12 protein-coding genes and 1 pseudogene are annotated in these 15452 nt (G+C 68.2%); 8 read left to right on the plus strand and 5 right to left on the minus strand.

The features are described 5' to 3' along the window. Window positions 1-368: 368 nt before the first annotated feature. Window positions 369-680, plus strand: a complete 312-nt coding sequence (locus tag NE2_RS31735) for a WhiB family transcriptional regulator (RefSeq protein WP_081879546.1) — start codon at window positions 369-371, stop codon at window positions 678-680. Window positions 681-794: 114 nt separating this feature from the next. Here NE2_RS31735 and NE2_RS31740 read toward each other — a convergent pair whose 3' ends face one another. Beyond that, a complete protein-coding gene (locus tag NE2_RS31740; RefSeq protein ID WP_063032113.1) occupies window positions 795-2138 on the minus strand; it encodes an ABC1 kinase family protein in 1344 nt (447 codons plus the stop codon). A 242-nt stretch (window positions 2139-2380) separates the two neighbouring features. Here NE2_RS31740 and NE2_RS31745 point away from each other — a divergent pair, with 242 nt between their 5' ends. Genes NE2_RS31745 through NE2_RS31760 form a run of 4 tightly spaced genes read left to right on the plus strand, consistent with a single transcriptional unit; the run spans window position 2381 to window position 6342 of the window. Continuing rightward, window positions 2381-3400: a hypothetical protein gene (locus tag NE2_RS31745; RefSeq protein ID WP_063032101.1), complete on the plus strand. Its 1020-nt coding sequence runs from the start codon at window positions 2381-2383 to the stop codon at window positions 3398-3400. Window positions 3401-3405: 5 nt separating this feature from the next. Then, window positions 3406-4386: a hypothetical protein gene (locus tag NE2_RS31750; RefSeq protein WP_063032115.1), complete on the plus strand. Its 981-nt coding sequence runs from the start codon at window positions 3406-3408 to the stop codon at window positions 4384-4386. Window positions 4387-4422: 36 nt separating this feature from the next. Further along, window positions 4423-5685: an adenylosuccinate synthetase gene (locus NE2_RS31755; protein ID WP_063032103.1), complete on the plus strand. Its 1263-nt coding sequence runs from the start codon at window positions 4423-4425 to the stop codon at window positions 5683-5685. A 9-nt stretch (window positions 5686-5694) separates the two neighbouring features. Beyond that, window positions 5695-6342, plus strand: a complete 648-nt coding sequence (locus NE2_RS31760; protein WP_063032117.1) for an NUDIX hydrolase — start codon at window positions 5695-5697, stop codon at window positions 6340-6342. 98 nt (window positions 6343-6440) lie between these two features. On the opposite strand, the gene NE2_RS31765 is transcribed toward NE2_RS31760, so the two are convergent. Beyond that, window positions 6441-7346 (minus strand): TOMM precursor leader peptide-binding protein, encoded by a 906-nt coding sequence (locus tag NE2_RS31765; protein WP_063909540.1) that lies wholly within the window; start codon window positions 7344-7346, stop codon window positions 6441-6443. Window positions 7347-7582: 236 nt separating this feature from the next. Between NE2_RS31765 and NE2_RS31770 the strand changes: the two genes are divergently transcribed. Beyond that, a complete protein-coding gene (locus tag NE2_RS31770; protein WP_063032107.1) occupies window positions 7583-8563 on the plus strand; it encodes an FAS1-like dehydratase domain-containing protein in 981 nt (326 codons plus the stop codon). A gap of 33 nt (window positions 8564-8596) precedes the next feature. On the opposite strand, the gene NE2_RS31775 is transcribed toward NE2_RS31770, so the two are convergent. Further along, window positions 8597-10099 carry a zinc-dependent metalloprotease gene (locus NE2_RS31775; protein WP_084494471.1) on the minus strand — a complete coding sequence of 501 codons (1503 nt, stop codon included), beginning with the start codon at window positions 10097-10099 and terminating at the stop codon, window positions 8597-8599. Between the two features lie 50 nt (window positions 10100-10149). On the opposite strand from NE2_RS31775, the gene NE2_RS31780 reads away from it, so the two are divergent. Next, window positions 10150-11175, plus strand: coding sequence for a YlbL family protein (locus NE2_RS31780; protein ID WP_181064747.1), 1026 nt, complete (start codon window positions 10150-10152; stop codon window positions 11173-11175). On the opposite strand, the gene NE2_RS31785 is transcribed toward NE2_RS31780, so the two are convergent. Further along, complete coding sequence (locus NE2_RS31785; protein ID WP_228795381.1) at window positions 11172-11819, minus strand: PPA1309 family protein; 648 nt, start codon at window positions 11817-11819, stop codon at window positions 11172-11174. The genes NE2_RS31780 and NE2_RS31785 overlap by 4 nt on opposite strands. A 134-nt stretch (window positions 11820-11953) precedes the next feature. On the opposite strand from NE2_RS31785, the gene NE2_RS31790 reads away from it, so the two are divergent. Beyond that, window positions 11954-14968, plus strand: a complete 3015-nt coding sequence (locus tag NE2_RS31790; RefSeq protein ID WP_084494473.1) for a UPF0182 family protein — start codon at window positions 11954-11956, stop codon at window positions 14966-14968. Window positions 14969-15260: 292 nt separating this feature from the next. On the opposite strand, the pseudogene NE2_RS36470 reads toward NE2_RS31790, so the two are convergent. Then, window positions 15261-15452 (minus strand): annotated as a pseudogene (locus tag NE2_RS36470) (transglycosylase family protein); the annotation flags it as partial.

The raw sequence follows: 15452 nt of genomic DNA on the forward strand, positions 1-15452 counted from the left end.
CTGTCTGTCGCAAGCATTATCGGTGCTCGACCGCAAGCGCCCGCATATGCAATTGCCGCAGACAAGTCCGAGTGGGGTTGGCATCCGGCACACGTCGGTTTCCACACCGACGCAGCCCACGCCTTCGCAGTCGAAGCCGACCGTATGACGGCGAATCTGCAGGCAGCCCGCCTCCGCAACGCACACCCAGCGACCGTGATCAGTAACCGACACCGAAGTCGGTTCAGGTAGAACCACTACCACAGCCTCCTGGCCACGGATCGCCCGAAGCGAAACCGTGGCCATAGTTCTTTTTCGGCCTCCAGCCACCGGCACCGGTTTCGCGGAAGACAACGAAACCACCGCTGCACGAGCTGAAGGAGCAAGACGTGTCCACCGCGACCGTTACTCGCGCGACATGCCGATCGACCCAGGCCTCGAGGCCGGCCCGCACCCGCGGTGTCGCGCTGACCCTGCCCTGCCGAGTCGGTGACCCGGACCTGTGGTTCGCCGAAAGCCCGACCCAGCTGGAAGAGGCCAAGGCACTGTGCGCTTCCTGCCCGATCCGCAAGGGGTGTCTCGCGGCTGCCCTGGATCGCGCCGAGCCCTGGGGTGTCTGGGGCGGCGAGATCTTCGAACAGGGCGTCGTGATCGCCCGCAAGCGGCCGCGCGGCCGCCCGCGTAAGGTCGCACTGGCGTGATCGGCGCCGGTTCGGGCCGAGCGCGGATCCGCCTCGGCCACCTCTGGGAGCACGAACGAGCCCCGCATCTTTGTCGGATGCGGGGCTCGTCCCATATTCGGGGTGGGTGAACGATCAGCTGGCGCTTCGGTATTCGGCGTAGCCGGGCACCCAGTCGTGCATCAGCTTCATGAACGGAACCTCGGCGTCGAGCTGCGCGCAGATGCCGATCGAACCCATCAGCACCCGGAACACCATGATGTGTTCGGCCGGAAGTTGCAGCGACATACCCGTTTTCATCTCCGGGCGGCTCACGTCGGTCGCCTTGCCCGCCACGCGCTGCATCCACTTGCGGGTGAAGTGGAACGAATCCTCGCGGATGGGATCGGTGAACGGGCGCAGATAGTCGGCGATCTCGGCATGCGTGACGGTGCGGCCGGGAATCACCCAGCCGTTGCTGTACATCAGCTCGGTCAGTTCCTCGAACCGATCCTCGACCGCCATCGCCACCATCTGGCCCAGCACGGGCGGGAAGCCGTCGGGCAGCGGGGCGCAGGCGCCGAAATCGAGCACCGCCAACCGGCCGTCGTCGAGCATCATGAAATTGCCGGGGTGCGGGTCGGCGTGCAGCAGTCCGGCCAGGGCGGGGGAGGAGAAGTGGAATTCACCCATCAGGGTTGCGACGCGGTTGCGCAGCTCGACCGTGCCCGCCGGATCCTGGTGGCCGCGCTTGATGATTTCGGAGACCGGGGTGCCGTCGAGCCACTCGGTGACGATCACCTTCGGTGCCCCGGCCACCACCTTGGGTACCAGGAACCTCGGGTGCCCGTCGAAGGCCTTGGCGAAGCGGCGCTGATTGGCGGCCTCGGTGCGGTAGTCGAGCTCTTCCTCGGTGCGCTCGGTGATCTCGGCGAGGATGGGTTTGACGTCGGCGCCGGGGACGACGGCGCCGATCATGCCGGCCATCCGATTGAGTGTCTTGAGGTCAGCGCGCAGCGCCTCGTCGGCGCCGGGGTACTGGACCTTCACCGCCACCGTGCGGCCGTCGGACCACTCGGCCTTGTGTACCTGTCCGATACTGGCCGAGGCGGTAGGGGCGTCGTCGAAGGAACGGAAGCGCTTGCGCCAGGCCGTGCCCAGTTGCTGGTCCAGCACCCGGTGCACCGCGGCGGCCGGCAGCGGCGGCGCGGCGGCCTGCAGCTTGGTCAGCGCCTCGCGATAGTGCTCGCCGAACTCCTCGGGTACGGCGGCCTCCATCACCGACAGCGCCTGGCCGAATTTCATTGCTCCGCCCTTGAGCTCGCCGAGAACGGAGAAGATCTGCTCGGCGGCCTTCTGATTCAACTCGGCATTGATCTCGCCCTTGTCGCCGCCGGCGAGTTTGCGGCCGAACCCCACAGCGGCCCGTCCCGCGATACCGAGTGGAATCTTCGCCAACTTGGCGTTGCGGGATGAGCTACGGCGCACAATCTCAGACACACCCCCATCATGGCTGACCCACCATGTCGCGTGCCATGTGAATTGCGTGAACTCCACCCCTGGACCGAGACGTGTCATCGGTCACAGTGGGGCTGGTCGGGGCCGTGGTCTGCGTGCGCGAATCCTTGGGAAACGGCTTATCGGTGGTGGTCGGCCGGTGTTCGTCGCATGTTTTCGTCATCACGACAAAAAGTTGGCGCGAACCTCTATGTTCGAGTGTTTTAGTCGTCTAGACTAAAACTATGACGACACTGCGAGCAGCCGCGGCGACCCTCCGGAAGGTGCGGCGTCCGGAAGACCTGTTCGGCGTGGCGACAACGGATTCCACCGCTCGCCGCATCGCGCATCGGACGTATCTGCGGCTGGCCGCCGCGCTGCATCCGGACCGGGTAGCGGCGGCCGACGCCGAGCGGGCCACCGCGGCATTCGTCCGGCTCGGCGAGTTGTATCGGAGCTGGCTGGCGGCCGAGCAGACCTTCGAGGTGTGTGGCATGCGGGGGCGGTATCGCCTCGGCGCATTGCACGCCCGCGGTTCCGTCGCGGACCTGTACCGCACCGACTCGGCGGCCGCCGTGGTGAAGATCGCACGGCGGCAGGCCGCGAATTCGCTGCTGGCGAACGAGCGAAACGCGCTGACGGATATCGCCGCGCTCACCGGCGAGCACGAGTGGCTGACGCCGTACTACCCGCGCCTGATCGACACCGTCGACCACACCGATACCGAATCCGGCGAGGTGCGCGCGATCAACGTGCTCGACGCGCTGACCGACGGGTTCGTGACGCTGGCTCGAGTTCGCGCCGCGTATCCGCGCGGACTCGCCCCGCGCGACTACGCCTGGATGCACCGCCGGCTGCTGCGCTGCCTCGCCGGTGCCGCGACCGCGCACTGGGTGCACACCGCGGTATCCGCGGAGAACGTGCTCATCCATCCCCGTCTGCACGGGGTGGTGCTGGTCGGCTGGTCGTTCGCGACCCGGCCCGGGCGGGTGCCGGCGGCCACGCCGGCCTCGATCGACTACCCGCCCGAAACGGGCGGCGGGGTCTGCCCGCGCACCGATGTGTATCTGGCCCACCGGCTGCTGCTCACCATGCTCGGCGACCGCGCGCCCGCAGCGATGCGCGCCTTCGCCGAGGGCTGCCTGCAATCCGCGCCGCGGCTGCGGCCCGACGCCCGCACCCTGCTCGACGAATTCGACGACCTGCTCGACCGGCTGTACGGCGCCCGTCGCTTCCGGCCGTTCGAACTACCGAAAGGACAGTGATCACCATGGGATACGGACAGTGGGACGACAGTGCCTACGACGCCGCGCGCACCTTCCGCGCCGCCCGCGGAGTCGACGACTTCGGCTACACCGCCGACATGCGAGCCAAGCCCTATTCGGAATGGGTCGCGCATCCGCTGCTCGACCCCTTCGGCGTCGGGGTGCGCGAATCCCGCGACTCCGACGAGCACGGGGCCTCGCTGCCGATCGCGGTGCTGTTCGACGTCACCGGGTCGATGGGGCGGGTCCCGCGCATCATGCAGGAGAAGCTGGCCACCCTGCACGGGCTGTTGCAGCGCAAGGGATATGCGGAGGATCCGCAGATTCTGTTCGGCGGAATCGGCGATGCGGACTGTGATCGGGTGCCGCTGCAGATCGGGCAGTTCGAGTCCGACAATCGGATGGACGAACAGCTGCGCCTGATTCTGCTCGAGGGGGGCGGTGGCGGACAGAAATCCGAAAGTTATGAACTCGCAGCGTATTTCATGGCCCGGCACACGGCGACGGACGCGTGGGACAAGCGCGGACGCAAGGGTTATCTGTTCATCGTGGGTGACGAGCTGAACAAGTCGCGACTCGCGGCGGCGCATGTACGCCGGGTGATCGGTGACGATGTGCCACAGGATATTTCGGTTCCCTCGATCTACCGCGAGCTGGCCGATCGGTGGCATGTGTACCACATCCTGCCGAATCAGTCCCATTACTACACCGACCCGGAGATTCTCGAGCACTGGCGGGGAGTGCTCGGAGAGCGGGTGCTGCGCTTGGACGATCCGGCGGCGGTATGCGAACTCATCGCGCTGACCATCGGGATCGGCGAGGACCGCGTCGATCTGGGTGCCGGCCTGGCCGATCTGCGGGATATCGGATCCGATGCCGCCGAGGTCGTCGGTAAGGCGCTGGCCCCGATCGGTACTCCCGTCCGCTCCCGCGGTGCGGGCGCACTGCCGGCGGCGACCGCGGGCGACGACGACGTCCGGTTCTGATCGCGAGCCCGATCCGACAAGTGAAGGGAACACATCATGTTCGGCGACCGGCATGTGATCGTGGTCGATCTGGGATTCGGCGACGCCGGGAAAGGCGCCACCGTGGATTGGCTGTGCTCGCCACAGGCCGGCTTGGAGGTGGCGGCCGTCGTGCGCTTCAACGGCGGCGCGCAGGCCGCGCACACCGTGATCGACGACGGCCGGCGCCACACCTTCCGGCAGTTCGGATCGGGCACGCTGTCGGGCGTGCCGACGGTGCTGTCGCGGCATGTGCTGGTGGATCCGATCGCCCTGGCGGCCGAGGCCGAAGCGTTGGCCGCGTTGGGGGTTGCCGATCCGCTGGGATCGATCTTCGTCGACGAGCGCGCACTGCTGACCACCCCGATCCACGGAGCCGCCAACCGCTGCCGCGAGGATGCGCGAGGTGCCGCACGGCACGGTTCCTGCGGTATGGGCATCGGGGAGACCGTGCGCTACGCACTCGAGCACGATGCGCCTCGGGTCCGGGACTGCCGGAGCCCGGATGTCCTGCGCCGCAAGCTGACCGCGCTGGAGCGGCACTACGCGCCGCTGCTGGCGCGCGGGCGGCACAGCTGGGAGCCGATCGACGCCCTCGTCGAGGTGTATACGGAATTCGCGCGGACGGTCGCACTGGTGCCGGGCGAGCAGCTCGCGGTTTTCGCCGCGGCGGGCCGGCTGGTCTTCGAGGGCGCGCAGGGCGTGCTGCTCGACGAATGGCGGGGCCTGCACCCCTACACCACCTGGTCGACGGTGGAACCTCGCCATGCCCGCGCCATGCTGGCACGCATCGGCGCACGGGGCACGGTGCTGGGAGTGACACGCGCGTACCAGACTCGCCACGGCGCGGGCCCCTTTCCGACCGAGGACACGGCATTGGCGATCCCGGAGCCGCACAATGCCACCGGTCCGTATCAGGGCGTCTTTCGCGTCGGCCATCTGGATCCGGTCCTGCTGCGCTATGCCGTGGAGGCGTGCGGGGGAGTCGACGCGCTCGCCGTCAACCACCTGGATCGCGTGGCCGGTCGTGACGACTTCCGCGCTGCCGCAGGGTATTTCGCCCCCGACGGATATCGGGATCGGCTCGATTGCGGCGCCTGGCGGGATCTGGACCATCAGCGGTGGCTGACAGGCCTCGTCGCGCAGAGCACCCCGGATCTCGTTCCGCTGCCGGCGGACGTTCCGGAATTCCTGGAACGCCGGCTCGGCGCGCCGGTGGTGCTGACCGGGCACGGCCCCGATCGCGCCGATCACGTGGCCCGGGTCGCGGCTGCGGCATGATGGTTGGCCGTGGAGCAGCAATCCGCCGTATCGCTCGATGTCGTCGCCCTGCGATTCGGCGCCGACGACCCGGCAGTCACCTTCGGGGTGGCGCCTCGGCAGTGGGAGCCGTTCGCCGGCGAGCTCGCCCTGCCCGGCGTGCTGCTCGGCCGCGGTGAGCGACTCGCGACGGCGGCCCGCCGCGCGGTACACAGCAAACTGGGCGTGCCCGACGATGCGATTCTCGCCGTCGGTCAGCTGGTCACGTTCGACGAACCGCACCGCGATCCGCGCGGGCCGACGCTCTCGATCGCGATGTGGGCGGTACTCGGGGGCCCCGCAACACCCACCGGTGCTCAATGGGTTTCGTTCGATGCGGTCCCGCGGCTGGCCTTCGACCACAACATGATCGTCGAGGTCGCTCGGGGACGGCTCGCCGAGATGCTCTGGAAGGACCTCACTTTCACCCGTCCCCTGATCGGCGAACAGTTCCCGGCCACGCGCGCGGTCGCCCTTGCGACGGCGCTGTCCGGCACTCGTCCCGACCCCGGCAACCTCAACCGCACCCTGGCCGCGATCCCCGGCCTCACCCGCACCGGGGAACGAATGCGAACCAAAGCCACCGGACGGCCCGCGGCCGTCTGGTCCTTCACCGACTCGGCCACCAGCGAGCACTGATCCGACCGAACCCGCCCACCTCGCGATCGAGACCACGGCGGCCCTGAGGCGAGACTCTGTCACCGCCCGAGCTGCGGCGCGGGCCACCTTCGTCGCGCTCATACCGATCCTCCGGCGACGGATGCCGCGCGATCGTCGGCCGCCGCTTCGGTTACCGTGGCTGCGATTCGCCGACAGGCACAGTCCGCGTGCGGGGTCCAGCGGCGCCGGGCGACGCGCCGGGTGTGTGGATCGAATTCCAGTGTGGTGTCCAGGGTTCGGGGCGGGTCGTCGGCGGCATCCTCGATGATCGATTCGATCTCGCGCAGCGTCAGGGCGGCCGTGGCGGCAATGGTCGCGGGGGAGGCGTAGCCGGTCCGGCCGAGCAGTTGCGCCGCCAGATGCGGCCATTCGGCGTCGAATTCGGTGCGGGTCAGGTCGGCGCAGCGCAGACAGCTGGTACCGCCGGGCAGCACCAGCGGCCCGATCACACCGTGCCCGTCGCGGATGCGAACCTGCAGATGCGGGATCCGGCGCACCAGCAGCATGCTGACCAGTTCCGGCACCGGCACCAGCGCATCGGTGAGTATCACCAGATCGGTGGACGGCAGCGAATCCGAAGTACCGCCGCGGTATTCGCTCGAACGCGTCGGAGTGATGCCCAGTCGCCGGATACCGCCGTGCAGCGAATCCGCCAGGGGCCCGCGGCCGTGTACGTGCACGGTCCGCACGCGAGTGCGGCGCGCCCGCGGCCACACCAGCAGTCCGGCCGCGTCGATATCGCGTAACAGTTCCAGGGCCACGCCACCGAGACCGAGTTGCCCGGCCTCCCACAGAAGCTGAGGATGGCTGTGCAGACCGTCGAGCAGCCGGACGAAGGCGACGACCGCATCGGTGTCGACGGCGGGCGGGTGCAGGAGTACCGCGCGTTCGGGATCCCACCCCAATTGCACCGCGCCCGACGGCCGGCGCAGAACCGCCACCCGCGGATGCAACATCGGTCCACGTGCGTGTGACAACGTCATGGGCCTCAGTATTGTCGCCGGCCCTGCTCACAGCGGGAGGAAAACCGCTGGTTATCCACAGGTTCGACGTTGTCCACAGAGTGCTTCGACTGGAGTCGCAGTCCCGCTCCGAACGCACCGTTTCACAAAACTCGCCGACGACTCGCCGTGAATTTTCCAGACCGGCGCCGAGAGTGCTAACGCCCGGCCACCGGCGGCCGACAATCGGGTCGATTCGGGTCGGTTAAAGGAGCAACATGGTCAGCGCATCCCTCGACGTGCCACCGGTGGCATCGCTGCACGGCGAACATCGGTTTCGGACCCGCGGCGATCGTCCGATCGCGGCGGACGCGATTCGCGAGTACGCCCGCGCGATAGGCGCCACCGACCCCATTCACTGCGACGAACGTGCCGCCGCCGCTCGGGGATTCGATGCCCTGGTGGCCCCGCCGACCTTCGCCACCACGGTATGGATGCGCGCCGAGGAAAGCACGCTCGAGGCACTCGTGCCGGGCTTCCACAACGGGCGCGTCGTGCACGCCGACCGCACGCTGGAAATCGTGCGCCCACTGCTGGCCGGCGACCGCATCAGCTGTGAAATCGGATTCGAATCCTTCCGCCACTACCGCGACTACGACGTGGTCTCGGTGACCACCCTGCTGCGCGACGACGACGGCCAGGTCGTGACCAGCGGCTCCTCCACGCTGCTGGTGCACACCCAGCCCGGAACCTGTGCGCGATCCGGGACGTCCGGCCGGCCGCACGATCTCGAACCGGTTCCGGCGCAACGGCGCCTGCGTACGCCGCAGCGCGACCGGATCCCACCGTCGCTGCCGCGCCCTCTCGTCGATCTCGGCCCGCTGGCGGTCGGCGCGGATCTGCCCGCCGACACCGTCACGGTCGCGGCCGACGATGTGGTGCGGCACGCCGGTGTCGTGGATCCGCACCGTTGCGGCACCACGACGGGAACGGTGCCCGGCATGCTGACGTTCGGCCTGGTCGCGGGATATCTCGGCCGTTGGCTCGGCGATCCGACCGCGCTGACGAAACTGCGGGTGCAGTACGCGCCCAAGATGCACTATCTGCCCGTCGACTCCGATGCTCCGGCGTCGATCCTGTTCGGCGGACAGGTCGGCTGGCTCAGTTCGCGCCGCCGGATGGTGACCGTCGTGGTCGACGCATTGTCCAAGGGGCGCAAGCTGTTCGGCTACGCGACCGCCGAAGCGCGACTGGGCTGAGGCCGGGCCGACCGGCCTCGGTGACGCCGCCGGTCAGCGATCCTCGTTCTCGCCGCGCTCGTCGGCGTCCGACGGATTCGTACCCGAACCGGAATCATCCTGGGCGGCAGTGCCTTCCGAGTTCTTGTCGCCTGCTGCGTTCTTGTCGCCTGCCTCGTTCGGCCGCTCCTGTTGTGCCGCAGCGCCTTCGCGGCGTTCGCGGGCCTCGGTCTCGGCCAGCTGCGCCAGCGGATCGTCGAAAACGTTGGCGCCGCCGCCGATCACACCGTCGATGAAGCCGCTCGGCTTGTCGAGATCCTCGGAGCTGGGCAGCAGATCCGGATGCGCCCACACCGCGTCGCGCGCCGACATCCCCGCGTCGGTGGTCAGCCGCTGCCACAGCGTGGCCGCCTCCCGCAGCTTGCGCGGACGCAACTCCAAGCCGACCAGCGTGGCGAAAGTCTGCTCGGCCGGACCGCCGGTGGCGCGGCGGCGGCGCAGCGTCTCGGCCAGCGCACCCGCACCGGGCAGCCGGTCGCCGACCGCCTCGGCCACCACGACCTGAACCCAGCCCTCGATCAGTGCCAGCAGCGTTTCCAGCCGCTCCAGCGCGGCCTTCTGCTCCGGAGTGGTCTGCGGTTCGAAGGTGCCCTGCGAGAGCAGTTCCTCGAGTTTCGACGGATCGGTCAGCGACATCGGATCGATGTTCTGCGCGGCCTCCTCGATCGCGGAGAAGTCCATGCGGATGCCCCGTGCGTAATCCTCGACCGCGCCCAGCACCTGCTGCCGCAGCCACGGCACATGGGCGAACAGCCGCTGGTGAGCGGCCTCGCGGGCGGCCAGATAGACCAGGATCTCGCTTTCGGGACGCTCCAGGCCCTTACTGAATTCGCTGATCGCGCTGGGCAACAGTGCCGCGGTTCCGGCCGGACCCAGCGGCAGCCCGATATCGGTGGAGGTCAGCACCTCCTGGGCGAGCTGCCCCAGCGCCTGACCCAGCTGTGAGCCGAAGGCCAGACCGCCCATCTGCCCGAGCATGCCGAGCATCGGCCCGGCGAACTGCTTGGCCTCCTCCGGCAGTGTCGAACTCCACATACCCGAGACCTGCTCGGCGACCGGATCGCAGAGCCGCTTCCAGGTCGGCAGGGTTTGCTCGATCCAGTCGTTGGGTGTCCACGCGACCGTCTTGGTGGCGCCGGCGGGCAGTGTGGTCGCCGCGTCCAGCCACAGTTCGGCCAGATGCGCGGCATCGCTGACGGCGCGCTGCGCCCCGTCGGTGACCGGCGCGACCGTCGAACCGAGTTGCTGGCGAGCCAGCCGCTTGGCGACGTCGTAGTTGACCGGACTCGCCTGGCCGCCCGGCTGGCTCATGGTGGAGAACATCTGCCCGAGCGAGGTGAGCATCTGCCCGAAGGCCGCGGGATCGAATCCGGCCGCGCCCGAAGACCCCATGCCGAAGGCGAAGGGGTTGTTCGCTCCGGAACCGGCCTGATCGTCACGCTTGTCGCGGTCGGGATCGTCGTCGCGGTTCGAGAATCCGAAGGGCACGTCGCTCATGCCCCCAAGGCTACGCGGATGGTGATCGTGGAGCCGCTACTGTGGGCCGGGTGAATCGTCGGATCATCACCTTGATAGCGGCTCTGGTGCCCGTGCTCGTCCTCGGTGTGGTGGGCAGTGCGGTGACGGTGCCGTTCGTCGCTCTCGGCCCTGGTCCCACCTTCAATACCCTCGGCGAGGTGGAGGGCAAGCAGGTCGTCTCGGTGCAGGGCGCCGCGGTGGATCCGACCTCGGGACACCTGAACATGACGACGGTGTCCGTTCGCGACGGGCTGAATATATTCGAGGCGATGGGCTTGTGGGTGGACGGCCGCTACGGGCTGGTGCCGCGCGCGGAGGTCTATCCGCCGGGCGTTCCGCGCGATCAGGTGGACAAGTCCAACCAGGCCGATTTCAAGGAGTCCGAGGACAACGCCGAACTGGCGGCGCTGAACTTCCTGAAGTATCCGACCAAGGTTCAGGTGCGCGTGGTGGCCGACGACGGCCCGGCCAAGGCGGTGCTGCAGAAGGGCGACGAACTGGTGAGCGTGAACGGGAAACCGATCGCGACCTCCAAGGACGTGATCGACGCGGTGCAGGGCGCTGCCCCCGGTACGACGATCCCGATGGTGATCCGCCGCGGCGGCGCCGAACAGACGGTCGAGGTGAAACTCGGTGCGCGCCCGGACGATTCGAACAAGGCCTACCTCGGCGTCACTCCGCAGCAGGTTCCGGCCGGTCCGCTGCAGGTCGATTTCAACCTCGCCGATATCGGCGGCCCCTCGGCCGGCCTGATGTTCAGCCTGGCCCTGGTCGACAAGCTCAGCCCCGGTGAACTCAACGGCGGACGCTTCGTCGCCGGCACCGGGACCATCGATCCGCAGGGCAAGGTCGGCCCGATCGGCGGTATCCAGTACAAGATGATCGCGGCCCGCGACGCCGGCGCGGAGACCTTCCTGGTCCCCGCCGACAACTGCAACGAGGCCCGCCAGCGCACCCCGGAGGGCCTGAAGCTCGTGAAGGTCGACACGTTGACCGCCGCGGTGCAGTCGCTGGACGACATCAACGCCGGACGCCCCGCGCCCAGCTGCGGTTAATCCGGCTCGTTCTCGAGCGTGTGGCGCAGCGCGTCGACCAGGTTGGGGGCCAGGTTCGGCGCGGTGCGCAGATCCAGCTCGGGGAAGGCCTCGTCCTCCTCGGGGCGTAATTGCAACAGGCACAACGAGACTCCGTCGCGCAGCACGCCCGCGTACAGCCGGGCGTCGCGCCGTTCGGGATGTGTCTGCGCGGCGTCGCGGCCGGCGGCGTCGGCGGCGTCGCGGTCGGCCAGCAGCGGTGCGATGGCCTCGTCGAGCGTGCGTTCGGCGGTCGGCGGCAGCACCACGATCTGCTGCACCAGCACCACACCCTCGACGGCGGGCGGCCAGCTGGTGGTGGCGAGGAATTCGTCGAGCGCCATCGAATCGCCGCTCAGATCGTCCGGAAGCGGTTCCTGGGCGATGGGAGTCAAGGCGGCCCCGTCGTCGAGCTGATCCTCGAGCGTCGGCTCGGCGGCCACCAGGTCGGCGGTCGGCACCAGCGCGAACAACTGCGGCGGCTGATCCCAGCCCTCGGTGTCGGCGAACTCGGCCACGTCCCGGATGCAGCGGTACAGGGCGGAGGAGGGATTGTCCACAGTCACGGCCGACACTGTACGTCCAGCGCGAGCGCCCGCGTCCCCGCCACGGCATACCGGAGCCATCCCGATCCAAGCCGACCCGTTTTACGTAGAGTGGGGCGCGAGAGACGGTCCGCAGGGACCATACGCATCATCGGACTGCGGTGTATCGGCCGACAATCGCTTCGGTACGCCGCCGGACCTGGGAGAGTGGCATCGTGGGCATGCGCCCCCCGACAGGCTTACCTTCGCTGTCTCGCCGCAGCCGGATATTGCTGATCACCGCGCTCGTGATCGCGGCGTTGCTGCTGGTCGGCCCGCGGTTGACCGACGCGTACACCAACTGGTTGTGGTTCGGCGAGGTCGGCTTCCGCCAGGTGTTCACCACGGTGCTCGTCACCCGGCTCCTGTTGTTCCTCATCGTCGCGATCGTGGTCGGGGCACTGGTCTGGCTGGCGCTGCTGGCCGCCTATCGAACGCGCCCGGTCTTCGTCCCGGTGTCCGGTCCCAGCGATCCCATCGCCCGCTACCGCACCACCGTGATGGGCCGGTTGCGGCTGTTCGGCATCGGCATCCCGGTCCTGGTCGGCCTGCTGTCGGGGCTGGTCGCACAGTCGAGCTGGGTCACGGTGCAGTTGTTCCTGCACGGCGGCTCGTTCGGGATCAAGGATCCGCAGTTCAACATCGACGTCGGTTTCTACGCCTTCGATCTGCCGTTCTACAAGCTGCTGCTGAACTGGCTGTTCGTGGCGGTGGTGATCGCGTTCTTCGCCAACCTCGTCACCCACTACATCTTCGGCGGGCTGCGGCTGTCCGGGCGTGAGGGCACATTGACCCGCCCGGCGCGCATCCAGCTGGCGCTGATCGCGGGCACGTTCGTGGTGCTGAAGGCGGTCGCCTACTGGTTCGACCGGTATTCGCTGCTGTCGAGCACCCGCAAGGAACCCACCTTCACCGGCGGTTCCTACACCGACATCAACGCCGTCCTGCCGGCCAAGCTGATTCTGATGTCGATCGCGATCATCTGCGCCGTCGCGTTCTTCGCCGGCGTGGTGCTGCGCGATCTGCGCGTGCCCGCGATGGCGGCCGCCCTGCTGTTGCTGTCGTCGATCCTGGTCGGCGCGGTGTGGCCGCTGGTGGTCGAGCAGTTCGAGGTACGCCCGAACGCCGCCACCAAGGAGGCGACGTACATCGAACGCAACATCACGGCGACGCGGCAGGCCTACGGGCTCACCGACGACAAGGTCTCCTACGTCGACTACAAGGGTTCGCAGACGAAGGATCCGGGTTCGATTCCGGCCGATCAGCAGACCATCGGCAACATCCGGCTGCTGGATCCGAATCTGCTGACCCAGACCTTCATCCAGCGCCAGCAGCTGCAGAACTTCTACGGCTTCCCGGACCCGCTGGACATCGACCGCTACACCATCAACGGCGAGAAGCAGGACTACATCGTCGCGGCTCGCGAACTGGTGCCGCAGAACCTGTCGGGTAACCAGACCGACTGGATCAACAAGCACACCGTCTACACCCACGGTGACGGCTTCGTCGCCTCGCCGGCCAACCGGGTGAACGTGGCCCCGCCCAAGGAGACGCAGCAGGCCGCCACCGGCGCCGGCACCAGCAGCTCCAGCGGTGGATACGGATATCCGGTCTTCAACGTCGGCGACAAGTCGACGGTCAGCGATCTGTTCACGCCGAAGGACAGGCAGGCCATCCCGGTCGATCAGCCGCGCATCTACTACGGCGAGATGATCTCGAAATCGGATGCCGACTACGCGATCGTTGGCGGGAACAACCAGCCGCCGCGCGAATACGACACCGGCACCGAGCAGTACACCTACACCGGCAAGGGCGGTGTCCCGATCGGCAACTGGTTCAACCGGCTCGCCTTCGCCGCCAAGTACGCCGAACGCAACATCCTGTTCTCCGGCGCCATCGGCTCGGATTCGAAGATCATCTACAACCGCGATCCGCGCAGCCGCGTACAGCAGGTGGCGCCGTGGCTGACCACCGACGGCGATATGTACCCAGCCGTGGTGAACGGACGCATCCTCTGGATCGTCGACGCCTACACCACACTCGACAACTTCCCGTACGCGCAGCGGACCTCGCTGGAGGGAGTCACCGAGGACAGCATCGATCAGAACACCGGTCGCACGCTGCCCCGCAAGGAAGTCAGCTACATCCGCAACTCCGTCAAGGCCACGGTCGACGCCTACGACGGCACGGTCAACCTCTACGACGTGGATCCCACCGATCCGGTGCTGAACGCGTGGCGGGGGGTGTTCCCGAACTCGGTGAAGCCGCAGAGCGAGATCTCGCCGGAGCTGCGTGCCCACTTCCGGTATCCGGAGGACCTGTTCAAGGTGCAGCGCGAGATGCTGGCGCGCTACCACGTCAACGATCCGCGCGAGTTCTTCACCAACAACGCGTTCTGGTCGGTGCCCAACGATCCGACCTCCGACACCCCGACCAACGCCCATCAGCCGCCGTACTACGTGCTGATCGGTGATCCGAAAACCGGTCGGCCGCAGTTCAACCTGACCAGTGCGATGGTCGGCTTCAAACGCCAGTTCCTCGCGGCGTACATCCAGGTCGCCTCCGATCCGGAGAACTACGGCAAGTTCACGGTGCTCAAGTTGCCGACGGATTCGCAGACGCCGGGTCCGCAACAGGTCCAGACGTCGATGACCACCGATGCCCGCGTCTCGAACGATCGGACATTGCTGACCGGTGGTAACACCAACAAGATCAAATACGGCAACCTGCTCACGCTGCCGATCGGCGAGGGCGGCATCCTCTACGTCGAACCGTGGTATCTGGAACGCAACAGTGGACCGACCACGGCGTCCTTCCCACAGCTGGTGAAGGTGCTCGCCTCCTATGGGGACAAGGTCGGCTACCAGTCCACGCTGGGGGATGCGCTCAACGACGTCCAGGACGGGCTGGGCGCCGCGACCACTCAGCAGCCGGGGCAGGCGGCGATCAACCCGCCCGGCCAGCAGGGCAGTACCTCACCACCGCCGTCGAATCAGAACACGCCACCGCCGTCCACGACAGCGCCGCCGCCGACCACCGGGTCGGCCGGGAAGGACGCGGCGGTCAAGGAGCTCAACGACGCCCTGAAGGGGGTCGAGGACGCCCAGAAGTCGGGTGATCTCGGCCAGCTGGGCAAGGCGCTGGAAGGGCTCCAGAAGGCCATCGACGATTACAACAAGGCCGGCGGTTAACGGCGGCCGGTGATCGACAGCGGCGCCTCGGGATCACCCGGGGCGCCGTTCGCGTTCTGCGCCGTGCGCGACGTCGGCGGTCGGCCCCGGCCCCGCGGCAGCAACGCCCGTGGCCCCGCGGCAGCAACGCCCGTGGCCTCGCGCCGCAACGACACTCACCCGGCGGCCGCAACGAGCCTGGCCGGGCGGCCTCGACGACGGGCCTGCCCCGCAAACGGCATTCGGCGCCGCCATCGCACGGATGGCGGCGCCGAATGCATGAGAAGCGTGCGCGGAACTACCGCGCTCGGGCTCAGCGGCCCAGCGAGTCGATCAGACCGCTGTTCTGGTCGAGGATCTGCTGGAACTGCTCGCCCACACCGAACTGCTGCGCGGCCTGCTTGCCGGCGTCGGCGGCCTTGTGGATCAGGTCCTGGCGATCGTTCGGCAGCTGGACCGGAGCGGTCGGCTCGGGCTGCGGGGCCGGCGCCGGCCGGGGCTCCTC

The organism is Nocardia elegans NBRC 108235 (genome assembly GCF_001612845.1).
In the GTDB taxonomy this organism is placed as follows: Bacteria; Actinomycetota; Actinomycetes; order Mycobacteriales; family Mycobacteriaceae; genus Nocardia; species Nocardia nova.